This is a genomic window from Acinetobacter rongchengensis (genome assembly GCF_003611475.1).
GTDB lineage: Bacteria > Pseudomonadota > Gammaproteobacteria > Pseudomonadales > Moraxellaceae > Acinetobacter > Acinetobacter rongchengensis.
Genome location: NZ_RAXT01000008.1, coordinates 83,990 through 110,618, shown reverse-complemented (window position 1 = coordinate 110,618; position 26,629 = coordinate 83,990). Strand labels below are relative to the sequence as shown.

23 protein-coding genes are annotated in these 26,629 nt (G+C 37.8%); 10 read left to right on the top strand and 13 right to left on the bottom strand.

What is annotated here, in order from left to right; all coding sequences use genetic code 11:
• Window positions 1–107 precede the first annotated feature (107 nt).
• The 3 genes from pncB to asd all read left to right on the top strand — a co-directional run bounded on the left by pncB (window position 108) and on the right by asd (window position 3,122).
• Window positions 108–1,316, top strand: a complete 1,209-nt coding sequence (gene pncB, locus D7V20_RS06630) for a nicotinate phosphoribosyltransferase (protein ID WP_120383524.1) — start codon at window positions 108–110, stop codon at window positions 1,314–1,316.
• A gap of 109 nt (window positions 1,317–1,425) precedes the next feature.
• Window positions 1,426–2,274 (top strand): sulfurtransferase, encoded by an 849-nt coding sequence (locus tag D7V20_RS06625; protein WP_120383523.1) that lies wholly within the window; start codon window positions 1,426–1,428, stop codon window positions 2,272–2,274.
• Entirely contained in the window at window positions 2,271–3,122 is an 852-nt protein-coding gene (gene asd, locus D7V20_RS06620) for an archaetidylserine decarboxylase (protein WP_120383522.1), read from the top strand. The genes D7V20_RS06625 and asd overlap by 4 nt, the downstream gene beginning before the upstream one ends.
• Window positions 3,123–3,548: 426 nt before the next feature.
• Here the strand turns inward: asd and D7V20_RS06615 are convergent, their stop codons facing one another.
• The 4 genes from D7V20_RS06615 to D7V20_RS06600 all read right to left on the bottom strand — a co-directional run bounded on the left by D7V20_RS06615 (window position 3,549) and on the right by D7V20_RS06600 (window position 7,003).
• A complete protein-coding gene (locus D7V20_RS06615) occupies window positions 3,549–3,968 on the bottom strand; it encodes a 3'-5' exonuclease family protein (RefSeq protein ID WP_120383521.1) in 420 nt (139 codons plus the stop codon).
• Between the two features lie 20 nt (window positions 3,969–3,988).
• On the bottom strand, window positions 3,989–5,347 hold the full coding sequence (gene phoR, locus D7V20_RS06610; RefSeq protein ID WP_120383520.1) for a phosphate regulon sensor histidine kinase PhoR: 1,359 nt from the start codon (window positions 5,345–5,347) through the stop codon (window positions 3,989–3,991).
• Window positions 5,348–5,374: 27 nt separating this feature from the next.
• Complete coding sequence (phoB, locus tag D7V20_RS06605; RefSeq protein WP_120383519.1) at window positions 5,375–6,085, bottom strand: phosphate regulon transcriptional regulator PhoB; 711 nt, start codon at window positions 6,083–6,085, stop codon at window positions 5,375–5,377.
• 243 nt (window positions 6,086–6,328) lie between these two features.
• A complete protein-coding gene (locus D7V20_RS06600; RefSeq protein WP_120383518.1) occupies window positions 6,329–7,003 on the bottom strand; it encodes a TetR/AcrR family transcriptional regulator in 675 nt (224 codons plus the stop codon).
• A gap of 210 nt (window positions 7,004–7,213) precedes the next feature.
• On the opposite strand from D7V20_RS06600, the gene D7V20_RS06595 reads away from it, so the two are divergent.
• The gene (locus D7V20_RS06595) at window positions 7,214–8,062 is read left to right on the top strand and encodes an SDR family NAD(P)-dependent oxidoreductase (protein ID WP_120383517.1); all 849 of its coding nucleotides are present in this window, start codon (window positions 7,214–7,216) and stop codon (window positions 8,060–8,062) included.
• 110 nt (window positions 8,063–8,172) lie between these two features.
• Here the strand turns inward: D7V20_RS06595 and D7V20_RS06590 are convergent, their stop codons facing one another.
• The 8 genes from D7V20_RS06590 to D7V20_RS06555 form a co-directional block, all read right to left on the bottom strand.
• The gene (locus D7V20_RS06590; RefSeq protein WP_120383516.1) at window positions 8,173–9,540 is read right to left on the bottom strand and encodes an MATE family efflux transporter; all 1,368 of its coding nucleotides are present in this window, start codon (window positions 9,538–9,540) and stop codon (window positions 8,173–8,175) included.
• Between the two features lie 125 nt (window positions 9,541–9,665).
• Window positions 9,666–10,823 carry a methionine aminotransferase gene (locus tag D7V20_RS06585; protein WP_120383515.1) on the bottom strand — a complete coding sequence of 386 codons (1,158 nt, stop codon included), beginning with the start codon at window positions 10,821–10,823 and terminating at the stop codon, window positions 9,666–9,668.
• Between the two features lie 49 nt (window positions 10,824–10,872).
• Window positions 10,873–11,010: a hypothetical protein gene (locus D7V20_RS20100; RefSeq protein WP_235831604.1), complete on the bottom strand. Its 138-nt coding sequence runs from the start codon at window positions 11,008–11,010 to the stop codon at window positions 10,873–10,875.
• Between the two features lie 307 nt (window positions 11,011–11,317).
• Window positions 11,318–12,748 (bottom strand): DUF1254 domain-containing protein, encoded by a 1,431-nt coding sequence (locus D7V20_RS06575; RefSeq protein WP_120383514.1) that lies wholly within the window; start codon window positions 12,746–12,748, stop codon window positions 11,318–11,320.
• A 501-nt stretch (window positions 12,749–13,249) separates the two neighbouring features.
• Window positions 13,250–14,557, bottom strand: coding sequence for a DUF445 domain-containing protein (locus tag D7V20_RS06570; RefSeq protein ID WP_120383513.1), 1,308 nt, complete (start codon window positions 14,555–14,557; stop codon window positions 13,250–13,252).
• Between the two features lie 29 nt (window positions 14,558–14,586).
• Window positions 14,587–15,147 carry a CC0125/CC1285 family lipoprotein gene (locus D7V20_RS06565; protein ID WP_120383512.1) on the bottom strand — a complete coding sequence of 187 codons (561 nt, stop codon included), beginning with the start codon at window positions 15,145–15,147 and terminating at the stop codon, window positions 14,587–14,589.
• A 394-nt stretch (window positions 15,148–15,541) separates the two neighbouring features.
• Window positions 15,542–16,225, bottom strand: coding sequence for an alpha/beta hydrolase (locus tag D7V20_RS06560; RefSeq protein ID WP_120383511.1), 684 nt, complete (start codon window positions 16,223–16,225; stop codon window positions 15,542–15,544).
• A gap of 200 nt (window positions 16,226–16,425) precedes the next feature.
• The gene (locus D7V20_RS06555) at window positions 16,426–16,965 is read right to left on the bottom strand and encodes a DUF924 family protein (protein ID WP_120383510.1); all 540 of its coding nucleotides are present in this window, start codon (window positions 16,963–16,965) and stop codon (window positions 16,426–16,428) included.
• A gap of 211 nt (window positions 16,966–17,176) precedes the next feature.
• Here D7V20_RS06555 and gshA point away from each other — a divergent pair, with 211 nt between their 5' ends.
• Window positions 17,177–18,754 carry a glutamate--cysteine ligase gene (gene gshA / locus D7V20_RS06550; protein WP_120383509.1) on the top strand — a complete coding sequence of 526 codons (1,578 nt, stop codon included), beginning with the start codon at window positions 17,177–17,179 and terminating at the stop codon, window positions 18,752–18,754.
• Between the two features lie 28 nt (window positions 18,755–18,782).
• On the top strand, window positions 18,783–19,283 hold the full coding sequence (locus D7V20_RS06545) for a disulfide bond formation protein B (protein ID WP_120383508.1): 501 nt from the start codon (window positions 18,783–18,785) through the stop codon (window positions 19,281–19,283).
• Window positions 19,284–19,411: 128 nt separating this feature from the next.
• On the opposite strand, the gene D7V20_RS06540 is transcribed toward D7V20_RS06545, so the two are convergent.
• Window positions 19,412–20,743, bottom strand: coding sequence for a PGAP1-like alpha/beta domain-containing protein (locus D7V20_RS06540; RefSeq protein WP_120383507.1), 1,332 nt, complete (start codon window positions 20,741–20,743; stop codon window positions 19,412–19,414).
• A 242-nt stretch (window positions 20,744–20,985) separates the two neighbouring features.
• Between D7V20_RS06540 and D7V20_RS06535 the strand changes: the two genes are divergently transcribed.
• The 4 genes from D7V20_RS06535 to urtA all read left to right on the top strand — a co-directional run bounded on the left by D7V20_RS06535 (window position 20,986) and on the right by urtA (window position 26,494).
• Window positions 20,986–21,585 (top strand): YqiA/YcfP family alpha/beta fold hydrolase, encoded by a 600-nt coding sequence (locus D7V20_RS06535; RefSeq protein ID WP_120383506.1) that lies wholly within the window; start codon window positions 20,986–20,988, stop codon window positions 21,583–21,585.
• Between the two features lies 1 nt (window position 21,586).
• Window positions 21,587–23,467 carry a DNA topoisomerase IV subunit B gene (parE, locus tag D7V20_RS06530; RefSeq protein ID WP_120383505.1) on the top strand — a complete coding sequence of 627 codons (1,881 nt, stop codon included), beginning with the start codon at window positions 21,587–21,589 and terminating at the stop codon, window positions 23,465–23,467.
• Window positions 23,468–23,747: 280 nt separating this feature from the next.
• Window positions 23,748–24,926 carry a hypothetical protein gene (locus D7V20_RS06525; protein WP_120383504.1) on the top strand — a complete coding sequence of 393 codons (1,179 nt, stop codon included), beginning with the start codon at window positions 23,748–23,750 and terminating at the stop codon, window positions 24,924–24,926.
• A gap of 296 nt (window positions 24,927–25,222) precedes the next feature.
• The gene (gene urtA, locus D7V20_RS06520; protein ID WP_407923933.1) at window positions 25,223–26,494 is read left to right on the top strand and encodes an urea ABC transporter substrate-binding protein; all 1,272 of its coding nucleotides are present in this window, start codon (window positions 25,223–25,225) and stop codon (window positions 26,492–26,494) included.
• The last annotated feature ends 135 nt before the right edge of the window (window positions 26,495–26,629 follow it).

Genomic DNA, 26,629 nt, shown 5'->3' with positions numbered 1-26,629 from the left:
ATTTTTTTGTTAAAAGGAGAAGAAAAAAGAATAAATGACGTTGGATGTTATGCAACAATGGATTCAGTTATTTATAGTGAATGAAGAACATTCCGAACGGATAGGCTATGCAACCCATAATTCAGTCTTTGCTTGATACCGATTTATATAAATTCACAATGTTACAAGTGGTTTTACACAAGTTTCCCCAAACGCATAGTGTCTACCATTTCAGATGTCGCAATTTAGACGATACAGCATATCCATTGACGGATATTTTGGATGATTTAAATGATCAACTTGATCAACTGTGTACTTTAAAATTTCAAGAAGATGAATTGACCTATTTACGTAGCTTACGTTTTATAAAAAGTGATTTTGTTGATTATTTAGAATTATTCCAACTGAAGCGCCGTTTTATCAAAGCTGGAATAGATGCAGAAGGTCGTTTGGACATTTGGGTTGAAGGACCAATGGTTCAGGCGATGATGTTTGAAATTTTTGTACTGGCAATTGTAAATGAGCTTTATTTTCAACGTATTCGTTCAGATGCTGTGCTGATCGAAGGTGAACGCCGTTTAAAAGCTAAAGTTGCATTATTGAAACAATATGAACAGGACTTAAAACCAAACGATCCACCATTATTGGTCTCAGATTTTGGTACTCGACGTCGTTACAGCCTCGATTGGCAACGTCATGTGATTCAAACTTTCCACCAAGCCGTACCCACAGTTTTCCGTGGCACCAGTAATGTTTTGTTGGCAAAAGAACTCAATATTTACCCAATCGGTACGATGGCACATGAGTTCTTACAAGCTTTTCAAGCACTTGATGTACGTTTGCGTGATTTTCAAAAATCTGCACTAGAGACTTGGGTACAAGAGTATCGTGGCGACTTAGGTATTGCACTAACAGATGTGGTAGGAATGGACGCATTCTTGCGTGATTTTGATTTATATTTCGCCAAACTCTTTGATGGATTGCGCCATGACAGTGGTGATCCGTACGAATGGGGCGATAAGGCTTATCAGCATTATCGTAAACTCAAAATTGATACGAAAACGAAGATGCTTACTTTTAGTGATGGTTTAGATTTAGAGCGTGCTTGGAGCCTGTATCAATACTTTAAAGATCGTTTCCAGGTCAGTTTCGGGATTGGCACCAATTTAACCAATGATATGGGGCAAAAGCCGTTGAATATCGTATTAAAACTGGTGGAATGTAATGGGCAGTCTGTGGCGAAGATTTCTGACAGCCCAGGAAAAACCATGACGGATAATGATACATTCTTGGCTTATTTACGTCAGGTCTTTGAAATTCCTGAACTTGCCGAATAACGGAAAATCCATAGCTGATTTTTTGCTAAAGGAAAGTAAAAAATCAGCATATGGGTAAAAAACACTGTGATAAGATCATTTTATACAGGTCTTAAATTAGAAAAATCGTATGACTGCAACAGACTTTAACTTTGGATTGCTCGTAGAAGCGGAGCAGATTGTGCCTTTTTTAGGGCATGAATCACTCAGAATCGTTGACCTGAGTCGTAGTTCAGTCTACGAACAATTGCATATCCCGCATGCAATACATCTGAAACCTCAGCTTTTGGTGCGTCAGGAAGAGCAAGCTTCGGGGTTGTTGCCTGATGAGGCTGGCTTGAATGCTTTGATCGAATACTTGAATATTTCGCCAAATCATCATGTCGTCGTTTATGACGATGAAGGTGGAGCATGGGCAGGGCGTTTGATTTGGAATTTACATTGTTTGGGTTTTAAAAATGTCAGCTTGTTGAATGGTGGTATTCATGCATGGCTCGGTGCAGGTTATCCTACCTCTTCCGAGGTTGAAGACCTTGCAAAAGTTGAGTCCTTGGTTCAAGTAAATTTAGACAATATCGAACAGTATCGGATTGAATATTCACAGCTATTAGAAAAAGTAAATCAGCAATCTACTCAACTTTGGGATTGCCGTACCGATGATGAATACACAGGTCAGCGTTTAGCAGCTAGACGCGGTGGTCACATTCCAAACGCCATTCATTTTGAATGGAGTAGTGCTATTAATCGTCAAAATCATTTAAAATTACATCCATTAGAGCGCACGCAACAACGTTTAGAACAATTAGGCTTTCAGCTCGATCAACCTGTAGTGGTATATTGTCAGTCACATCATCGCTCAGGGCTGGCTTATATTGTAGGTCGACTATTGGGTTGGAATATTCAAGCCTATGATGGTGCGTGGAGCGAGTGGGGCAATCGCCTCGATAGTCCAATTACTACTGGAGAATCACCTGCGTGAGTCTTACATCGAAGTTAAAAAAACAAATTTTTATTCAAGCGCAAAAAGTTGTTCCGCAGCAACAGCTAAGTCGTGTTGTTGGTAAGGTTGCAGCAAGTGAAAATCTCATTGTAAAAAATATCGCAATTCAAGCATTTAAAGCACAGTATGGGATTGATCTTTCAATCGCTGAGCAAACCGATGCACTTAAATATAAGTCATTTAATGAGTTTTTTACTCGTGCATTAAAAGATGGTGTTCGTGAAATTGATAGCGATCCAAACAGCATTGTTTCTCCAGCAGATGGCGCAATTTCTCAGCTCGGGAAAATTGAAAATGGTGATGTTTTTCAAGCCAAAGGTCAAAGTTTCTCAGTAGAAAAATTGATTGGTGATCCACAATTGGCAGAGCCATTTAAAAATGGTCAATTTGCTACGGTTTATTTATCGCCACGTGATTATCACCGTGTACATACTCCTTTTGCAGGAACGTTAACTGAAACGTTATATATTCCAGGTGAATTATTCTCTGTAAATCAAACGACTGCAGAAAATATACCGGGGTTATTTGCACGTAATGAACGTATGGTGTGCTTGTTTGATACTGAACTGGGTCGTATGGCAGTGGTTTTGGTCGGTGCAATGATCGTTGCGGGAATTGAAACTGTGGCAACGGGTAAAGTCAAACCAACAGGTCGTTTAGAGTTAAATCATCATGATTTAGTATTGGCAAAAGGTGATGAGCTCGGTCGTTTCTATCTGGGTTCAACAGCGGTTGTGTTATTTGAACAAGGTAAGATGAATTGGGATGCACAATTCAAAGCGAATTCGGTTGTCGTTATGGGTGAAGCTTTAGGGCATACGCTTTAATTCATTATTTATTGTTAAAGTATTAATTACTTAAAGCATTCTTCCTTGCGGAGGGTGCTTTTTTTCTAGCTAGAATGAATATTTAAAAAGCCATAGTATTCAAATAATACCAATCTTAAAAATTTACATAATATAAATAAAGTTATGAATTTGCGACGGAGTCTTACACCAAAAGTTATAATTAAGAGATAAGCCTTCGGCTAGACTTACTTTTTTTTCGCAAAAAGTAAGCAAAAGCATTGTCATCCGCTGAACTCGTTCACTACCATCACCTTGACGAATTGATCACAGAAACATTCCATATCAAAAGTAGTCTTGCCTCAAACAATAGCGGATGACGTTTCCGTGTATCCATTAATAATTTGAAGCAAAGAAAAAGCAGAGTTTGATTAAATTACCTTTTTAAGAAGATATATTAAGTAATATTTACTGAATGGTATAAGACAATTTTAAAGCTTGTGCATCGGCCAAGGCGTTGTGCGGTTGTTGCGATGCAACTTTTGCATTGCTTTCTTGCATCCAAAGTTGCATCTTCAAGGGTGGGAGGCTTAAACATCTTCCAGCAGAAACAATTAAGCAACGTGAAAATAGAGCAAAATCTTCTGGCCAATCGGCAATAATTTCAATGGCATCATATAGATTTAAGAATTTTTGTAGTTGCTTCTGAAACGCTTCTAAAGAAATAGGGGTTTGATTTAAAATAGGAATAACATGTTCAACGACCCAAGGAATAGGGTTTTGGCATGCTAAAACTTCATAGAAAGATTGATTATTTTCATCAACCAAAGCCAAAGAAATCAGTTCTCCACCAAAGCCATTAAACTCACAGTCTAAAAATAATCGCATCGATTTATCCTTGAAAATGATTAATCTGCAAAATCAAGACGTTCTTTAGGGAAGACAACTTTAAATGTAGAACCTTGATTTTCTTTGGAATCAATTTCTAAGTAAGCATTGTGTTGCATTAATACATGTTTGACGATGGCAAGTCCTAAACCTGTTCCACCCGTTTGACGGCTACGTGCGCTGTCAACTCGATAAAAACGTTCAGTGAGGCGAGGAATATGTTTTGGGTCAATACCAATCCCTGTATCTTCAACAGTGAAATAGCCATGCTCAGCATCATCATGCCAACCAATGGTCACAGTACCCCCTTTCGGAGTGTACTTGATGGCATTGGTGATTAAGTTACTAAAAGCACTGGCCAGCTCAGCATCTGAACCAATTAAATCGCAATGGCTGTCAATGTCTAAGTTTAAAGTATGCCCATAATCGACATTATAAGCTTGAGCATCATCAAACAATTGATTCATTAAATTTGGCATATCAATAATTTGGTTTTTAGCAATTTGTTTATTGCCTTCAAGTCTTGATAATAATAATAAATCGTTGACCAATGCATTCATGCGACGTGTTTGAGATTGCATTTGTTCAAAAGCACGTTTCCAACGTGGATTTAAATCCTCTTGGTCAGTAAAGGTTTCGATATAACCACTTAAAACGGTCAAAGGTGTTCTTAATTCATGTGAAATATTGTCTACAAAGTCTTTACGCATTTGCTCTAAGTTGTGCATACGTGTGACATCATAGGCAACCACTAAACGACTTTCACTGCCAAAACGAGTCAGTTTGATTTGAACATAATGTTCTTCATAAACCGATGATTTGATTTTTATACCATCGGGTGACTGGTCAATATTATTAAAATATTCAATAAAACTAGGCTGACGAATAATAGTTAAAATGTTGCGACCACGATCTAGGGGTTGAATACCAAGAAGCTTTTCCGCAGCAGGGTTCCACCATTCAATTTGATGTAATTCATCTGTTAATACAACAGCTTCAGCTAATGCAACTAAAGATGATTGTGCTCGATCGATTAAGCCAACCATCTCTGCTTGCACAACACGTTCTTGTCGTTGTGCCCGATACACATTAAACAGTAATGCGCCCCAAATTCCCTCTAAATTGGGTGGTGAATCATAAGGTCGATTCGAAATCCAATCATTCACAAGGTATAAAGAGTGTAATTGAAAGATAAAAAAGACAGCAAAAGCAATGGATATACAAATCCAAAAATACCCGATTCCTAAACCGATAAAGCCCCCAATAACCAATAAAAAAGCGAGTAAGCGTAAATCTTGTTTAGCAAAAGTCCATAAACTGCTGTAACGAAACTTTTGATGTTCGCGAGCGAGATCAGGGACAGGGTAGGGTTCATACATAAAAAATAATTTAACCTTGAAAAAGCGTTAGCCTAGAGCAACATCTGCACGCGTTGAAAAACGATAACCAGTTCCACGTACAGTTTGAACGTAACGGTCAGCACCATAAGGTTCTAGCACTTTACGTAAGCGACGGATATGTACGTCAATGGTACGGTCTTCGATATATACGTTACCCCCCCAAACTTGGTCAAGAAGTTGCGCACGTGTATAAGCACGTTCAGGATGGGTCATAAAAAATGCCAATAATCGGTATTCTGTAGGTCCCATCTCTAAAATATGATTACCAAAGCTGACACGTTGGCTGACAGGATCTAAAACTAATCCATTGGCATCAATGGTTTTTTCACCACTCAATGCATTGGCACGACGTAATACCGCTTTGATACGAGAAACCAATTCACGTGTAGAGAATGGTTTGGTCATGTAGTCATCTGCACCTGCGTCAAGACCTTGTACTTTATGGTCTTCTTCACCACGTGCAGTTAACATGATCACTGGAATTTCTGATAAATTTTCATCGCGTTTTAGACGGCGGCATAAATCTACACCACTGACGCCACCCGGCATCATCCAGTCTAATAAAATTAAAGAAGGTCGTTGATCGACGATCATTTGATGTGCTTGTTTTGCATCTTCAGCTTGTAAACACTGAAAACCTGCCATATCCAATGAGGTATGGATCATCTCTCGAATTGGAAGTTCGTCATCGACGATTAATATATAGTCATCTTTCACAACGCAATATCCTATGTATGAACGGTATACCGTTTTTTATTTATGACAGGCTTATTACAAAGATTAATTATGACAGTATCATTGCAAAAAAGGTATATGCACTCTTTTTTGCAAAAAAATATAAAAAATAATAATAAATTCAATGCATCATTTATAACGAATCAAGTCAAAAAAATTTCAAGATCAAAGCCAAGAGAGCTATTCACCTTCAAGTCATTATATTTTTGACCTTTTTTGATCATGTTATTTTTGTGCAAAAGTATTGATGAGCGCAATAAATACAACTTCACACGCTGTTACGATTTCTTCTAACGATTGTTTAAATCCACCCATCACCCAACGCACAGCAATTTGTGTTACATAACCATTTAAACCTGTTGCAACGAGTGAAATTTCGCGCTCACTGCGGTCAATATGAGGCAACATGAGCATGACAAAGGCATGAATCATACGATCAAAACGGCCCATGGTTTCTTGTATGGTGGCATGATTATGCAGTTCTTGCACCAGCATCGCATCGACATAGATAATCCGAGCAACACGTGGGTCATCCTTGAGCAATGTAAATAAAGCAGTGAGGCCTGAATGGATCATATTTTTAGGTTCAGGTGCTGCTTGCATAACACCTTCCATCACTGTTTTTTGTAATTTCTCGATCAGTTGTAGAAAGATGGTCTGAAAAAGCTCTTCACTCTTTTTAAATGATTCATAAAAATAACGTTCAGTTAGCTTCGCTTCAGTACAAATATCTTTTACGGTCACAGAGAAGAAACCATGGTTTCCATAGGCTTCGATTCCCGCTTCAATTAACTTTTCACGACGTGCAAGCTTCCTTTCACTCAGCGACATGCCTTTAAATTGGCGTTCATTGGCTGTTTTTTTTATTGATTTTTCTTCAATGATTTGCTGCTCAGTCATAGACGTTGATTACTCGTATGATATGTAGATTGTCCTAAGGTGACTTTATTTTAGCAATAAATGCTCTTGAAACCTATCTTAAGGACTTTGTATAAAAAAACATCTGTTAAATGATAATATAATATTTGACAACAATCATTGTCAAAATTATATTGGAGACCTGAGCTACACATCATGACAGTTGTGTGCGGGTTTAAAAAAGGATAGACAATGAAGAATTTTAAAAACAAAGTCGCTGCAATTACGGGTGCAGGCTCTGGCATGGGACAACAGTTGGCTGTTTTATTGGCAAAAGCAGGCTGTCATTTATCAATCAGTGATGTCAATGAAAAAGGTTTAGCAGAGACTGTTGAATTGGTTAAGCCTTATAACGTTCGTGTAACCAGCAAGAAAGTCAACGTTGCCAATGTCGAAGAAGTAAGAGCATGGGCCGCTGAAACTGAACAAAATCATGGTTCTGTAAATATGATTTTTAACAATGCTGGTGTGGCATTGGGTTCTACTGTTGAGGGTGCAACCTATGAAGAACTTGAATGGATTATGAATATTAACTTTTGGGGCGTGGTTTACGGTACCAAAGAATTTCTGCCGTACATTAAAAAAACAGGTGATGGGCACATCATCAACATTTCAAGTTTGTTTGGTTTAACTGCGCAACCTACGCAATCTGCTTATAATGCAACTAAATTTGCGGTACGGGGGTTCACTGAATCTTTACGCCAAGAATTAGACATGGAAAATTGTGGTGTATCAGCACTTTGTGTACATCCAGGGGGTATTCGTACCAATATTGCCAATGATGCACGTATGAGTGACAGCATTCGTTCATTGGGAATGAACCCAGATAAATCTGCAAAAGTATTTAATAAATTATTACGCATGCCTCCAGAAGAAGCTGCTCAGCAAATGCTTGATGCGGTACTGAAAGATAAACGTCGTTTATTGATTGGTAATGATGCGAAGACTTTAGATTTGATTCAACGTATCTTACCGACGGGCTATCAAAAGCTGACAGGTTTTGCGACAAAATTTAGTAAAAAATTAGAACCAAAAGCTTAATTTTAGAAATATTTGAACCTCCCCCACCTTTTTCAAAGATGAGGAGCGTGCTCCGCAAGGGGGGAGGATTTAAATATCAATAGCACAATGATTTATTCAGATTTTTACTTTTAAACTAAAACCTTAATGGTTTTTTTCTTCCATACAAATTGATAATACAGTCCTTGCATCAGACATAGACTAAAAAATGTTAACGCAAGCGCATACCAAATACCTTGTAAGCCAAACCAGTGACTAAATAAATAAGCACAAGGGATTTCAATAATCACAATGGCCAAGATATTGAGAATCAAAGGAACATTGACCGTACCACTGGCTCGCATGATCGATGCAAAAATTGCACTTGCCCCGAAAAATAAAATTGACCACAGTACGATAAATAATAATTGCTGCCCGAGTTCAATCACGGCTGGGTCTGTAATAAACAACGCCATTAAATATTTTGAAGCTAAGTAAGCCAAAATCACCAATCCACCTGTAATGGCAATATTGCTGAATAAAGCAGTTTTGGTCACTTTGGCGAGAAGTTCAGATTTTCCTGCGCCTATCGCTTGAGCAGCAAAAATAGACGCTGCAATCGCAATAGAAAGCGCAGGAAATTGAATATAATTCAGAACTTGATTCACTGCACCATAAGCCGCAGTTGCATGTGCGCCATATTGATTGACCAAACCAATAACCACCAGTCCTGCAACTGAATTGGTGACCATTTGGATTCCTGTCGGAATACCTAGTCTTAAAATAATTCGACTTAATTCAGGGTGATGATGAATATGACCGATCAAATTGGCATCAAGTTTAAGCACATGATTTTTCTTATTTAAATAAATATAAAGAAAAATTAAAACCCCCATAAAACCTAAAATACTGGCGATAGCGGGAGCAACAATCCCCATTTTTGGAAAACCGAAATATCCACCGATTAAAATAGGTGTGGTGATGACACCGATGATAATGGTTAAGCCTGATGCAATAAGCGGCGTGGTGCTGTCACCGACGCCACGCAAAATAGACGTATAAGTGATGTAAATGAACAAGAACGGGCTACCGAGTAACATCCATCTTACATAAGGTAAGGATAGATGCATGATTTTTGGATCTATTCCTAAAAGTAATAAAATCTGCTTTGAGAAAAATACGCCGACAAGGGCAATGATTGTTCCGCCAATCAACGTCATAAATAATAATGAGCCCACAATGGTGCGGACTTTTTCAACATTTTTTGCCCCCCAAGCTTGCCCGACCAATACGGTTGCACCTGAAGATAAACCAATCACAAATGCCAACAGCAAAAACAAGATTGGAAAAAAGACGGAAATAGCTGCAATTGCATTTACCCCCAGCATTTGCCCGACAAAAATTGTATTCACAGTACCCGATAGGTTTTGCAAGATATTGGTGACAATCAGTGGGCCTAGAAAGATTAAAAATGCTTTCCAAAACTGTGGGTGATCAATCAAACTTTGACGTGCTGGCATTTATATTTCTATTGTCCAATTTTTACATTTATTGCTTTTACGACAGTAGCATAGATCTTAGAAAAAGCCTGAGTATTTGAGTAACTTAAACGGGTTATTTTTGCAAGGATCACGGTTTAGGATCGTTATTCAATTTGATTTAAAATTTTACAAGCTTGCAGCAAAGTTTGTTCTGTTTTGGCAAAACAAAAACGAATTAAGCGTAAATTCTCAGGAGCTTGTTGATAGAAAACAGAAACAGGGATAGCCACAATTTTATGTTCTTCAGCCAAAAAATTACACATTTCAACATCATTTAAATCCGGGCGAATAAGGCTGTAATCTACATTTTGAAAGAATGTCCCTTGTGATGGAATAAAACGAAACTTTGAATGTTGAATTCCTGAAATAAACAAATCTCGTTTGTTTTGATAGAACTCAGATAAGCCTGCGATATGTTCAGGATGTTGCTGCATATAGGTGGCTAAAGCCATTTGCACAGGGGTGACACCACAAAAGTTGGCGAATTGGTACACCTGTCGAAAGACGCTCATAAGTGCAGGCGAAGCAATACAATAACCTGTTTTCCAGCCTGTGACATGAAAGGTTTTACCAAAAGAACCCACCACGAAACTACGATCTCTTAATTCTGGAAAGGATAGGGCTGAATAATGTTGTTTGTCGTCATAGATGAGGTGTTCATACACTTCATCGGACAAAACAACAATATTTTTATCTTGAATCAGTTCAATCAAATTGAGCCAATCTTGTTTTGACCAAATAGCACCTGTTGGATTATGCGGTGTATTGACAATGACCATACGGGTTTGATCCGTGATTGCAGATCTGACTTGATTCCAGTCGACACAAAACTCAGGTGCATTTAGTGGGATGTGAATCGCCTTTGCTCCAACCAATTGCACACTCGGCGCATAGCTGTCATAACTTGGGTCGAAAATAATCACTTCATCTCCTGCATGTAGCATTGCTTGTATTGCTGAAAAAATAGCAATAGTCGCACCTGCAGTGATGGTGATTTCGGTGATCGGGTCTAGTTTTAATTGATCTCGGTTTAAAAAAAGCTGTGCCAATTGTTCTCTTAACGGAACGAAGCCATCTCCAGCTGCATATTGATTATAGCCCGCTAAAGTCGCTTCGCTTAAAGCTTGCAGTAAATCAGGTGGAGCGGGAAAGTCTGGAAAACCCTGTGATAAATTTAATGCGTTTAAGCGTTGTGCCATCGCAGTCATAGTACTGAAAATAGTGACGCCTTGTGCAGGAAGTTTAGAGTGGATTTCGATCATGACCAGACGGATTATTTGAATAGATTAGACGCAGTTTAGCAGGTCATTTTTAACAGCAAAATAGGCGGCGGGAGTTGGTTGTAAAATGCGTTGGATCTTCCATGGCTGCAATGGTTTCAGGATTGGTTTGCCAAATCTCAAAAGGTAAAGTCTTTTCCTTAGCGACTTGGGAGAATAATAAATGGATTGCATCTGATACTGTTCAGCAGATTGTTGCGAGAACTTCTGTTGCTTAATATTTGCGTCAATGTGAGTGGCAATGAATGCATTGATTGCGTGTTTTTTAATTCATTTTATTGGCTGAACGTAACAGATCTACTCAATAAAATGCCGACTTATTTAAAGTCGGCATTTTATGTTTGTTATAACTGTTTAATTCTATAAATATATGATATTTAAATTAATATTTAATGTTAATCATATAATCGACATCAGTTAAATCACTAAAAATGCCCTTAAATATTAAGAGCATTTTAAAACTCAAAGTTATGAACTTATTTTTCTACTTTTTTCAGATCTGGAATCATCCAGTCACCTTTGCTTACTTTCTCTTGTGGAACATACATACGTAAGATGTAGAAGAAAGGTCCTTCTTTTGGTGTAGGCAACCAATTTGATACTTTATCTGCTGCCGGTTTTTCACTTTGGAAGTATAAATCTAGGCTACCGTCTTTATTGTATTTTAAACCTTCAGAACGATTTCCTAAGGTATAACGTTCAATTTCATTATGGAAAGGAAGACGTTGAGGAAGATTATACATCGTTACAGACCAAAAGCCTTCTTTATGGATTGGCGGTAAATTATCTGCATCAAAGTGAAGAACATATTGATCACCAGGCTTCGCATCGACCATGCTACGACCCTGATACATTGCTTCAGCAGGAGAATTACCGAAGATACCCACGCCAACGCCTGCATCACGATTGAGATAATTACGATTGAGCTCCTCTTCAGTACCCAATAAACCAATACTAGAAGATGCATTATTAACGGCTTGTTGAACTTGTGCTACACCTGCTTGTATTCCAGCCTGAATCTCTTTTTGATCTGCTTCAGAGAATTTAGAAAGATCAAATTTCTTACCCGATTCTAAACCAATCTTTTTAAAGCGTTCGAGCATTGCCAAGTCGCTTGGATTGTCTAAATGAATGTAAGGCATAATACGAGCGTAAACGTCTAATGTTTCAATCGAATAAAGCGCTTTCATTTTATCCGCTGGGATAAAAGGCGTCATATCCGATTTGCCTGCACTCGTTGCTGTAGCAGGTTGCTGGACAAATTTATTATATGGCGTAGTAATGATTTGATCTTGAATGGCATTGACCTTTTTGACATCTGCATCATCACCGACCAAAATACGACCTTGTAAGTAAACAAAATCAGTTTTTGAATGTACTACACGATCAAATTTGGTTTCGTCAATTTTCCCTTTATAGCTTGGACCGACATAAAGAATATTACCACCTTTGGATCCCGCTGTACGTGTACCATAGAAGTCAAGGTTATAATGGTCTAATGAGATTGATTGCATCACATAGTAGCGAGACTCTGGTGTAATTTTTGGAATACTGACCACCATTGGTTCACCACGCAAATCCAGCCAGTTACGACTATAGAGAATATCAATTGCAGGTGTAATCATTTGATCTTCAGGGGTATTACGAACTCTATAGTGACGGAACTTATTAAATTCACCGATATAGTTTGTTGATTTTTGATTAAAAACTTCATCACTTAAATACCAGTAAGCATACACAGGGCTGTAAGCATAGATATAAGCTTCTGTCGCAATTTCTTTTAAAGACTCTGTTTTTGTTTCAGTCTGTTTTGTTGCAGTTGTGGATTCTTTTTTGCTACACCCAGTGACGGCTGCGACAAAAAAGAGTAAAAACGAAAAATATAATATGACGCGCTTTATACTCATAAGAAGCTCCAATTTAGTTCTTAGATTAAACACTTAGTGTCAAGTTACTTGACATATAATGACTATAATTAATTGGTATTTATTAAGAGTATAGAATTAATTTTTTAAATAACAAGCTACATTTATAAATCAAAAAATGATCAATCAGTGATTTATTTTTAAAGTAAAATTTTTCTGAAATTTCACGCATAATTGAATGATCAGATCTATTGATATTTAAAAGTTTGTAAGCATTTCTTTTTATTGATTAACAGGGTTTGGTTGGGACATTGTTATCATTTGATGCAACAGAATGCCTCCATTCAGTGTTTAAAAACAAATTAAAAGCCTTAAGGTTTTAAGTGAAAGACACAGAAATAGAGGTAAATGCCGAGAACTAAGATTGAATAGAATTGCTAAAGTTTATAACTTTCAGTGGGTTAAGCCATAACTTATGAAAGAACGTATTCCTTATAGCTTCATCTATATTCATAAGTTAGGATGGGTTGAGCGGATTTAGATTCAAATCACAAAATCAATCACAGCACGAATCACACCCAGTGTTAGACCAATAAAAGCACCGACCACTACGCCATTTACACGAATCATGTGTAAATCACCGCCGACTTCATTCTCAATCTTGGCAATCATTTCAGTTGAATCCCACTCATGGATCCGCTGACTGATAAAACGAATGATTTTTTCACTGTATTGATCACTCAAATTGACCGCAATACCACTAATACGCTCATTCAATAAATCACGAACAGATTGATTTTGAATTAAGTTTTCACCAACTTGTTGGATTGCAACACGTAGGTTCATGGCAATGCCTGAATCTGCTTTCATCAAGTCTGACTTGATCGCATCGCATAGGATAACCACTGCACCTGTGATGAAGTTCAACACAGACGGGCTGTCTAAAAGTGCATTCTTGGTTTCATTTAAACGAATACTGGTTGTACTCTGATTATCAGAGAGTTGAACCATCACTTGGTGAGCCGCTTCTTCAATTTTTTGACGGATTGGATGTTCCTGATCAGCCAACATAGATTCAACTTTTTCAATCACAGAGTCAATGGTACGTTGCTCAACATCAATGCCAATCCAGCTTGCACCTTTGGCGAGACGAGAAACGCCAAGCTCTTTAAATAAGGTTTGAGTGAGTTCACGGGTTTTGTCTGGATGGGTCATCATCCATTCATGTGCTAAATCTAAGCCACGCTGCAATACGTCTTGGTGGAAATCATTTTCCAAAACTGCACGTAACATTTCACTGGCGAGATTGTTGATTCTCGTATTACGAACCCATTGCACACTGTTGCTTTGAATAAAACGTCCAATTTGCTCTTGTCCGACGAATTCAAATATTTTAGGTACAGTTTGTTGAATGACATCTACCACTTGACGGTTATTTTGTGGATTGGCAAGCCATTGACCTACAGCTAAACTGAGATCAGTTCTTTTTAAACTGGTTTCTACAACTTGTGGAGACAGAAAATTTTCCTGAACAAACTTCCCCATGGATTCAGCAATACGTGCTTTATTTCGAGGAATGATTTCTGTGTGATCACGTAAAAATTTGGGAATAGGAATTTTCCCAAAAGGGTTGCGGAATAGAACAGTAATTGCATACCAGTCAGCTAGGCCACCGACTACACCCGCCTCTGCACCGAGCATGAGGATATGAATGAACCATGCATATTCAGGCATTAGCTTGGCTGTGATGATGAGAATGATCCAAGCAACCACAGCAACAATTAAAGCAATCGTTGCAAAACGTTTACTGCGGTCTAAACTTGGGATTACGTGCTGTTCTATTTCGCCCATTCATATGCCTAAAAATGATTCTAAAATAACTATTGAGTTGATGTTACCGCAACAGGTTGGGGTTGAAGTACTTGTCCTGTCGGGCTAACACCGTATTTTTGTCCTAAAGATTGTAAAATCAGACGAGCGTCAAAGGCATCGCTAGGGGCTGATTTTTTATCTTTATAACATTCAATACTATAGGCTACTTGAATAGGATCAACAGTGACCACTTGTGGAATATCATAAAACGGGTCGTAGAATCCGCCTAAACGTCTATATCCATAACCATAAGGTGGATACATTGGGGTTGGATAAACCACGGCTTTACGTGGTGGTTGATTGCGATTACTTGGATCATCAAGAACTTTAAAAAATTGGAATCCATTCAATACTGCTGTTTGTGCAGATTTGAGTAGGGTAATTTCTTCGGCGGTTCCAAAACTCATATCATTTTTAGCACGAAAGCTCACACGATAACTGTGATCATTGAGTGGCACAGTTGAGTATTGTCCAAGCTGATCAAAGGTTTTGGGCTTGCTTGGTGAGATTGCACACCCCGTCATTGTGAGTACTGCCACCATAGTCAGACCGATGAGTGTTTTTTTCATATGTTGCTCCTTTCCACTCTTGTGCAGATGGACCAGTAATTTAATCTTCTATATTGCTTTAAAATGAGGGATTTATAGTGAATTTCAAGAAGATTTTTGTTAATTCATTCTATTGTAAAAGTAAAAAGATTTGGAACAGGTTGAGTTTAAATTGAGCAGAGATTTTCTTGGTATTGTATTGAAAAAAGTCAGTTGCTGAGAAGTATGAAGGGCAGCATAATCACAAAACTGATAGATAAAAATAAAATATTGTTTCAAGTGTTTTAATACAAAACTGGGAGCTTATTCCACTCCCAGTTTTGCGACATCTTTAATGATCAAACCAACAAGGATCAGACCAACTTTTTATTGACGCATATAGTTTGGAAGTCAATATGTAAATGGTCAGTCATAATTATAGCGATGATGCTGCCTGAAGAATAAAGTCAGCAATTTCTTTTGGTCTAGACGCAAGAGAAGCATGACTTGCATCAAGTTCAATGATTTCTTTTGCATTTAATCGTGCAGACATTTTGCGTTGATTTTCAGGAGCAATCATACGATCTTGAGTTGAAACTTGATACCAAGAAGGTTTGGTTTTCCACGCTGGTGTGGTGATGTTGTCACCAAAAGTGCTAGCAAGCGGTGCTTTTTGTGCAACAGCGAGTGCTATAGCTTCATCAGCGCCTAAATCTTGACAGAAACTTTCATGATATTTGTCTGCAACAACCCATAAGTAACCATCGCTGTCTGGTGCAAGATTCGCAGCCGCTTCAGGCAAATGTTGTTGAGTAATCATGCCTGGGCTTTCACCAGTATCTGGTGCAAATGCAGCGATATATACTAAGCCAACAACTTTATCGTTATTCCCCGCTTCTGTAATCACAGCACCGCCATATGAGTGACCCACCAATAACACAGAACCTTCGATTTGATTAATCATTTTATTGGTTCGTTCTACATCATCCGCTAGAGATGTTAAAGGAACCTCAACTGCTTTAACTTGATAATTTTGCTTAACTAATTGAGGGATCACATGTTGCCAGTGAAGGGAATTACCCCAGAATCCGTGAACGAGTACAATTGTAGGCTGTGCCATATTTCTTCTGTCCTTGTTGATATTGTTCACAAAGCATATCTAAGCAATTTGGGCTGATATATTATATTTTTGTAAATTCACATGAATAATCTACTTATAATAAATAGACAATTCATGTGATTGATATTTTTTAAGTTTTTATGATCAGATTTTTATCATAAGGATTAAAATTAAGACATTGAATATAAAATATTCATGGCTTAAAAATGACTATTTGGCTGTTTTAAAAATTCAATTTCTTCAGCTGTGGATTCACGTCCTAAAATAGTATTGCGATGAGGATATCGTCCAAAACGGTCGATAATCGCTTTGTGCTTTTTCTCAAAATCTAAGTTAATTGGATTAGCCAGTGCTTCAAATAAGATGAGAGCTTGCTCATGAATGAGTTTAGACTCGCTATGCATAAATGGCATATATAAAAAAGAGCGCTGCTCTGGACTGAGCTCTTGATCCAGTCCCAAAGCTACAGCCTCTTGCGCCAAAGCAAGTGCTAACGGATCTTGTGTAAAAGAAGCGATTTGATCCCGATAAATATTACGAGAAAACTGATCTAAAACAATAATTTCAGCCAGTCGACCTGCTGCATTTTCACGCCATGACCAAAGCTCACATTGACGTGCTTGTTCAAGGATCTTTGTAAATTGCTGATGTAATTTTTGATCAAAAGCATCACTTTTAGCAAACCAAAAGGGCTGAGTTTCAGGGTTGAACCAAAAATCGAGAATAGTTTGATAATTCATAATGTTTACAATTGATTAGTAAGATTTTTTCTATCAAAACACAAATTTAAAATATCTTGTAGCATGTATTTGTGATAAAAAATTACTGAAATAAGACGAATTATCAGCTCAAAAGTATTCTAGATATACATGTATATCGATAATTCACGTTATACTGCGCGCACCAAAAATATTTTATTTTAAAAAGTTCTTTAAGATAAGCGAGTAAGTAATGAGTCAACCCGAAGTGATTTCCCAATCTATTTTACCAAGTTGGGTGGATTCTACCTTATTCAAGGGGATGTTGCGTGGCATTGAGCGTGAAAGCTTGCGTATGCAAAGTAATGGCTTTTTATCCCAAGCAGATCATCCGCGTAGTTTAGGTTCAGCTTTAACGCATCCGCATATTACAACGGATTATTCTGAAGCGTTGATGGAATTTATTACACCACCTAAAGAGAGTATTCCAGAGGCGTTAAATTTTCTGACGGATATTCATGCTGTGGTACATGGTCATTTAGAAAATGATGAAAAATTATGGCCGTTATCAATGCCATGCATGTTAGATGATCAAGAAGAGAATATTCGTTTAGCACAATATGGCAGCTCTAATATCGGTAAATTCAAAACCTTATACCGTCATGGTTTAGGTATTCGTTATGGTCGTCGTATGCAGACCATTTCGGGTGTGCATTATAATGTGTCATTTCCAGATCATTTATTTGAACAATTACAGCAACATGAAACAGATGAAGCATTAAAAAAATTAAGTTTACAAGACTATCGTAGTCATCGTTATTTAGGATTGGTTCGTAATTTTATTCGTTTAACCCCATTGGTCATGTATTTGGTCGGTTCAAGTCCATCTGTTTGTAAATGTTTTATGACTGGGCGTGAACATCAGTTATTACCTTTGATCAAAGGAACGTTATTTTTACCTTATGCAACTGCATTGCGTATGGGGCGTTTTGGCTATCAAAATTCTGCACAAAAACAACTTGGTATTCACTATAACAACTTAGAAGGTTATGTTGCTGAGCTGCAAAAAGCAGTCAATACCCCTTATGCTCAGTTTAGCCGTTTGGGCCTAAATGATGAAAATGCTGAACCGATTCAAATCAATGATCATGTATTACAAATCGAAAATGAATACTACAGTCTCGTTCGCCCTAAGCAAGTACCGCAAGCAGGTGAAACACCATCTCAAGCTTTGGCAAATCGTGGTATTGGTTATGTGGAATTACGTGCAGTTGACGTGAATCCATATAGTGCAATTGGGATTAATGAAGACACTGCGGGTTTCTTGGAAGTTTTAGCGTTGTATTGTTTACTCAAAGACAGTCCTGAGCTTTTAGATGCTGAACAAGACGTGATTGAGCTGAATCAGGCTGAAGTGGTGAATCGTGGTCGTGCGCCAAATGCGAAAATTCAACAAGCAGGGCAGGAATATCCATTAAATGAATGGATTCAACAACATGTCACAGCGATGCAACCCTTGGCTGAGATTTTAAATCAAAGCTATGCAACGGATTTGTACAGTAAAGCATTACTTGAAATGCAAAAGCGTATTGATAATGTAGATGAAACGCTTTCTGCGCAAGTCATTGAAGATACCACGCAACAAGGTGGAACATGGAACTTTGGTAGTTTTATGGCAAACCAACATCTTGATTTTTACGAACAACATGTATTAAGTGCTGAGACTTTAGCGTATTTTGAGCAACTTGCGCAGACTTCACTGCAAAACCAACAGCAACTTGAGCAAGAAAAAGAAATCAGTTTTGATGAATATCTTGCTAAGTTTAGATAATCAAAGATAAAAATTTAGAGGAAATTCCATGCAATGGCGTAGTTATCGCTTCGTGAGTGGTTTTTTGTTTTTAGCAAGTGTAATTGGGATGGCATTTGCGTTGTATCTAGAGCATGTTCAGGGGCTTGAACCTTGTCCGTTATGTATTTTCCAACGGATTGGTTTAATTGGTCTAGGGACAATTTCACTGATTGCTTTTTTACACAGCCCTAAAAGTAATGCCTTTAAACGAATTTATGCATTTTTAGGATTGGTTGCAATTAGCTGGTCAGTTGGTGTGGCTGCACGTCATGTATGGTTGCAAAATCTACCTAAAGACCAAGTGCCAAGTTGTGGGCCGGGTTTAGATTACTGGGTTGATACCTTGCCTTTAAAAGCAGTATTTGAAAATGTTTTAAAAGGTTCTGGCGAATGTGCCATGGTCGATTGGACGTTCTTGGGACAGTCACTCCCTGTATGGTCATGTCTTTTCTTTGCTGTATTGGCATTGATTAGCCTTTGGCAATTATTTAGAAAATATCCAAAATAATCTGTTGTTTGTCCCGTCGAAAAAAAAGCCAGTATTCACTGGCTTTTTCTTATTCAGAATGTATCTAGTTTTGGACATGATCTGTATCAAAAACGCAAAACGGAACATGAAATCAGTTTTTAAAACGATTAAGTCTCTACAATACCTTGCATACTTTCTAATTTAATCAAATATTTTCGAATCTGTTCTTCCGCAATTTCATCATGGTGCGGATAGAACCACTTTGCAATTTGTTCAGCAACATCAGGATGATACTGAATATCAAAATGATTCAGGCCATAAAAAACAGCTTTATGTGATTCAGGTAATTTCAGTTGAAAGCGTGGATTTGGGTGTTCACCTAAAGCACTTTTTACACTCACCAAGTAATCACCAATCACTTTTAAAGTGCGATTCTTACGATTTTCAAATTCTAATGTGCCTGCAATTAAGAAGGTATTGATATGTGACGGTAAGGGTGCAGGTTTACGATTATCATCGACCAAACCAATGCGTGCATTATTATGTTCCCAATCGTCATCACGGACACTACCAAACCGCAAATCTAAAATTCCGTTGCTGCGAATATTCACCACATGACTGATAATTTTAACAATTGGGAAGTTACCAATTTTATCTTGGATTGCAAAGCCAAAACGTTCTAATACTGCGCCATGATGGGGTGAGCCGATACAGACCAGATTTTCCACCATATGGAACCATTGTTGCATATTCTGTTTGCCGTAGAACAATGCGCTACGACAAACCAAGCCACCCATACTGTGACCAATCAAATCGATACTGGTAATACGTGGGTTACGTTTAACTAAATCTTCTAACAGATTAGACAAAGAACGCCCATTGGCAGAGATTCTTCGTCCTGTGTTGTAATTAAAATACAACATGGTGTTGTTATCACGTTGCGCTAATAATTTTTCACCAATACCGCCATTACCACGATTGGTCCAATCTAAATGATTCATACACAAACCATGCGTAAAAATCACGACACGACCTGCTAAATCTCCTTGTTGTAACGCACCATAATGGTCATATAAAACAGGAGAAAGTGCTAATGGATTATGGGTCGCCAATAAATAATCACCCAGCACACCATTTAAAGCACTCACTAAAAATGTCATATGTGCTGTTAACTGTTTTTCGTGTAGGTTTGGGAAGCGTTCAATGGTCTTTCTTAGAATGGGTGCTAATAGGTGACTACCATAGTTTTGTAATGCGTTATAACCCAATTTATATAATTTATCGACCATGGGGCGTGATTGAAATCGCTTGGCTTTTTGCTTACTTAGACCAAAAATACTCAACAACATTTCACGTTGAATCGATAGGATAAAATCTTGAACAACACCACTTAAAGGCGTACTCACAAGTTGAGCTAAGCCTTCTAATACGTCTGCCTGACTAGGAGGAGAACGATCCCACTTACAGTATGTTTCGTGTAAAGGGGTTAAACTTGGCATTGTTATTTTCCTCATCCTGATTGATCATTTGTCAAAGCTTTATTTTTCGACAAGATCAATGTATAAATTCCTAGTCAATCGGCTTATGCTGTTCGTCCTGAACAATGTTTAAAATACTCTTGATTGTATTTAAGTTTTAATTTTTTTGTCTGACAATATGCAGTCATATACAAATTAAAACAAAATGTGACTTGTAACGCATAAATATAAATCAATTTTGACTTTAATCGCAATTTATCTATATGAATATTATTTATTTACATGGTTTTAAAAGTAGCGCTTTATCAATAAAAGGGCAATTACTAAATGACTATTGCCATTGTCATTCATCGCATCATGTTTATTTACCCGATTTAAATATGCAACCGCAACATGTTTTAGATAAAATTTCAAAATTAATTGAACAACTTGATGACGTTGCATTGGTTGGAAGTAGCCTCGGTGGCTTTTATGCGACACAGTTGGTCGCAAAGTATGGTATTCCCGCTGTTTTAATTAATCCTGCTGTGCGACCATGGCAGCTATTTCGAGATTTATTTGGAATTGAGCAAATTCCATATCAAGTCACTGAACAATGGACTTTAGATGATGCACAACTTGATCACTTAGAACATATAGCAGTACCGTTTGTGCAAGATGCAGACAAAATACTGGTATTACTCCAACAAGGTGATGAAGTTTTGGATTATCGTGAAGCGGAACAGTATTATAGTACCGCTCCACATACATCGTTGCTCATGACAGAAATGCATGGTAACCATGCCATGGAAGATTTTGCAGATAAAATACCGATGATTTTGGAGTTTTTATCCTACTCCGTAGCATATAAGGAAAAACATTAACGTGTCTCAATATACGGCTCAATCACTTGAAGTTTTATCGGGTTTAGATCCTGTTCGTCGGCGTCCAGGAATGTATACCGATACCACTCGCCCAAACCATTTGGCGCAAGAAGTTATTGATAATGCAGTCGATGAGGCACTTGCAGGACATGCCAATAAAATTACAGTCACGGTTTATAAAGATGGATCATTGTCTGTAGAAGATAATGGGCGTGGTATGCCAGTCGATATTCACCCTGAATATGGGCAAAGTGGTATCGAAATTATCCTGACCAAACTGCATGCAGGTGGTAAATTCAGTACAGATAACTACCAATTTTCAGGTGGTTTGCATGGTGTCGGGATTTCTGTGGTCAACGCATTATCGGATCGGGTAGAAGTTGAAGTTCAACGTCAGGGCAATCTGTATAAGATGGCGTTTGAACGTGGTGAACCCCTTGCACCTTTAGAGGTTTTAGAAGGTAAAGCACCAAAACGTGCCTCAGGAACAACCGTACGTTTTTGGCCAGAAGCTAAATATTTTGATTCACCTAAGTTTGCGCTTAAAGCATTAAAACATAACTTAAAAGCCAAGGCTGTTCTTGCTGCGGGCTTACAGATTAATTATATCGATCAAATTAATGATGAAAAAATAGAATGGCAGTTTGAAAATGGTCTAGTGGACTATTTGATGGATGAATTGGAAGATCGAGAAATTATTCCAGATCCTGCTTTTGTTGCAAGTGGTGATGCTGAACGTGCCAGTGCCGAATTTGCAATTTGTTGGAATGCAGAAGGCGGTGAGCAGATCCAAGAAAGTTATGTCAACTTGATTCCAACTGCGCAAGGTGGTACGCATGTGAACGGCTTACGTTCAGGTGTAACAGATGCATTGCGTGAGTTCTGCGAATTACGTAACTTGTTGCCACGTAATATGAAATTATCTGCAGAAGATGTTTGGGATGGTGTTAATTATATTCTGTCTCTTAAATTCCAAGAACCGCAGTTTTCAGGACAAACCAAAGAGCGTCTTTCTAGCCGAGAAGCGGCCAATATTGTATTAAATATTGCCAAAGATGCGTTTGCATTATGGTTGAACCAAAATTCTGATGTGGCCATGCAACTGGCTGAATTGGCGATTGCGAAAGCAGGGCGCCGTTTAAAAGCAGCCAAAAAAGTTGAACGTAAGAAAATCGTTTCGGGGCCTGCGCTACCGGGTAAATTAGCAGACTGTGTAGGGCATTCGCTTGATGAGTCTGAATTATTTATTGTCGAGGGTGATTCAGCGGGGGGATCTGCTAAACAGGCACGAGATAAAAATTTCCAAGCGATCATGCCGATTCGTGGGAAAATTCTCAATACTTGGGAAGTCTCTTCTGACGAAGTGCTTGCTTCACAAGAGGTTCATGATATTGCGATTGCGATTGGTGTAGACCCTGGCAGTGATGATCTGTCAGAGTTACGTTATGGCAAAGTATGTATTCTTGCCGATGCCGATTCGGATGGTCTACACATTGCAACCTTGCTATGTGCCTTGTTCGTTAAGCATTTCACAAACTTGGTCGAAGCAGGGCATTTATATGTTGCAATGCCACCTTTGTTCCGTATTGATGATGCTAAAGATGTGTATTACGCACTGGATGAAGATGAGTTAGAAGCTATCTTAAAGAAAGTCAAAAGTAAAAATCCGCAAATCACACGATTTAAAGGCTTGGGTGAGATGAATGCAAGCCAATTGCGTGAAACGACGATGGATCCAAATACCCGCCGTTTAGTTCAACTCGATTTGGATGATAGTCATTTTACAGCAGGGCTGTTGGATAAATTACTTGCCAAGAAACGTTCAGCTGACCGTAAACATTGGTTGGAGCAGAAAGGTAATTTGGCGGATTTAGCCGTTTAAATTTGAAAGATGAATCAAAGCTCGCAGATCGCGGGCTTTTTTTATGGTGCAGTCCTTGCAAATATTTTAAAAGTTTATTAACTTAATCATTAAGGTCGCCTACCGTACTTACGCATGAGTAGAAAAGGGATTTCTAAATTCAGTTTAAAATTTAAACTGTATAAAATTTTAATTTTCTTAAGTATCAATCCGTTTGGTTCTTAGTATTTAAACATGCGTTGCTAAAAGTCTAATGACACCAAAATCATTGTTATGATTAGGATTGAAAGATGAGAAAATTATGTCTATTCAAACATTCGCATATCAATTAGCGCAAAAGATTCAGAAAGAACATGGTATTAAAATCAGTCGTTCACATATCTATGAGTTGATTGCTTTAAATCAAGGTTATCGGTCTTATAATTCTTTTGTTGCTCAAAACCTTTTACTCGATTGTGAATATGATGTATCAGAAGAGTATCATGAGCATGAGTTATTAAATTTACTGACATTAGATATTTTAAAAAACCCACCAAAAACAGATTATGCAAATTATGATGATGACGCAATTCATTGGGATAATTATGAAAGCCGTGAACTATTGGAAAAAATAAAAATATTTATAGAAAGAGTTCAATTATTATTAAAACAAAAAATTTCTGAAGAAATGTATTTTCATATTGCAAAATTAGTAGTAAGAGAACTGTTGAGTCTGAATCTAAGTTATTTAAATTTCTCGTATTTTAGACAGAGAATTGCTTTTTTAAGCTTTCAAAATGGTTTAATTGATCCTGATTCATTGGATGATGAAATTTATAGTTTTGAAAATGCGGATAGCTCTAGTACGACTAGTTTTATAGATATAGAAGAAAACTTAGAGCAAATAGAGGATTACGCTAAAGAGCGCAATAATTTGGATGCTTATGCTGTTCTGGCAAGTTATTATCGCTATTTAGCAAATCAAATAGCTCCATATGGACGACAAGGTTCAACATTTGGAAGTACATGGGATAACCAAAAACAAAAATATGTTAAATCCCAAAAAACGACTGATAATATTAAGCAATATGAAGAATTAATAAAGCTTGCAAACTTTTATGAAGAGTTTATCAAGTTTGCCCCAGCAAATATTGCAGAGATTGATATGGATGCTGATGGAGAGACTGTCTATAAACAATTTCTTTATCTATGTAATCGTGGTGATTTAGATGCGATTGAAACTTTTCTATATCAGAAAATATTTAAAAATAGTGGAGAAGCTTGGGTTTATATTTATTTGGCACAATTATTAAATACAGATTTTACCAAAGATGATTTCAGAGCTTATAATGCCTATACAGGAGAAGAATATGATGATTATGGGCCTATGGAAATAGCAGGAAGGGAAGCAATCCAATATGCTATTCATCTAGAGCAATTGAATGACGAAAAAGATCAATTAGCTCGCAAAATTGCCCAAGATTTGTTCGAAAAAATTTAATTTGAGAATCCAATATTAAATCAAAGCTCGCAGATCGCGGGCTTTTTTATGGGCTGAACAAAATAGCTGAATCAAACAATAAAGGTGCAAAGCTTTGCTTACAAATGCACCAAATTATGACGAGTGAAGTTCTATTTTGTATGCAACGTTGTATACAAGATATGCGCTAAAATTAAATTAATGTGTGAAAATTAATATAAAACAATTATTTAAATCGTTGGCATGGAAATTGAATAACAAAGATATAAATAAGCACGCCTTGAAAGGTTCGGAGAAAAAAGATGTTCCAAAATAATATGATTTCAAAAGCACTACTTGCGACAACAATAATGGGAAGCATTGTATTAACTGCTTGTTCAAAACCTGCTGATAAAACGGAGTCTAAGCCAACCAATGAAACACAAGCGCCTGCTGCGAGTGGCGATACCATTAAAGTGGGTATTTTGCACTCGCTGTCAGGGACCATGGCGATTTCAGAAACATCATTGAAAGACACCGCATTGATGGCAATTAACGAGATTAATGCCAAGGGTGGTGTGATGGGTAAAAAGTTAGAGCCTGTGGTGGTCGACCCTGCGTCAGATTGGCCGTTATTTGCTGAAAAAACGCGTCAGCTGATTACCCAAGATAAAGTTGCAGTGATTTTTGGATGTTGGACATCTGTATCTCGTAAATCTGTACTGCCCGTGGTTGAAGAGTTGAATGGTCTGCTGTTTTATCCAGTGCAGTATGAAGGGCAAGAACAGTCTAAAAATATTTTCTACACAGGTGCAGCACCTAACCAACAAGCGATTCCTGCTGTGGAATATCTTATGAGTGATGAAGGAGGCAAGGCACAACGTTTTGTATTACTGGGTACGGACTATGTCTACCCTCGAACCACCAATAAAATTCTGCGTGCTTTCCTAAAGTCTAAAGGGATTGCCGATGCAGATATCATGGAAGAATATACGCCGTTTGGTCATAGCAATTATCAAACCATAGTCGGCAATATCAAAAAATTCTCAGCTGGGAAAAAAACAGCAGTTATTTCAACAATTAATGGGGATTCAAACGTACCTTTCTATCGTGAGCTAGGTAATCAAGGTATTAAAGCTTCAGACATTCCTGTCATGGCTTTCTCAGTTGGTGAAGAAGAATTACGCGGTATTGATACCAAACCTTTAGTTGGGCATTTAGCGTCATGGAATTATTTCATGTCTGTGAAAAATCCAGTCAATGCTGAATTCGTCAATAAAATGAAGCAGTATGCTGTGGAATACAAACTGCCAAATGCCAATAAAATGGTGACCAATGACCCAATGGAAGCAACCTATGTGGGGATCAATATGTGGAAGCAAGCCGTAGAAAAAGCGGGCAGCACAGATGTTGATAAAGTCCGTGAAGCAATGGCAGGTCAAACATTTAAAGCACCATCGGGTTATACCTTGACTATGGATGCGACCAATCATCACTTACATAAGCCAGTCATGATTGGACAAATTCGAGGTGATGGTCAATTTGATGTGGTTTACAAATCTCCACAACCGATCAAGGCTGAGCCTTGGAGCCCTTACATCCCTAAATAATAAATAAACATTGCAAAGCCTGCTCTACGCAACAGGCTTTGCAGTGGCTTTCAGCAAATTTAAACAAAAAAGGGGGCGTTACAGATGTTTCTTAAACTGAATTTTGCGGCACTTGTCTTGATCATATTCCAAACA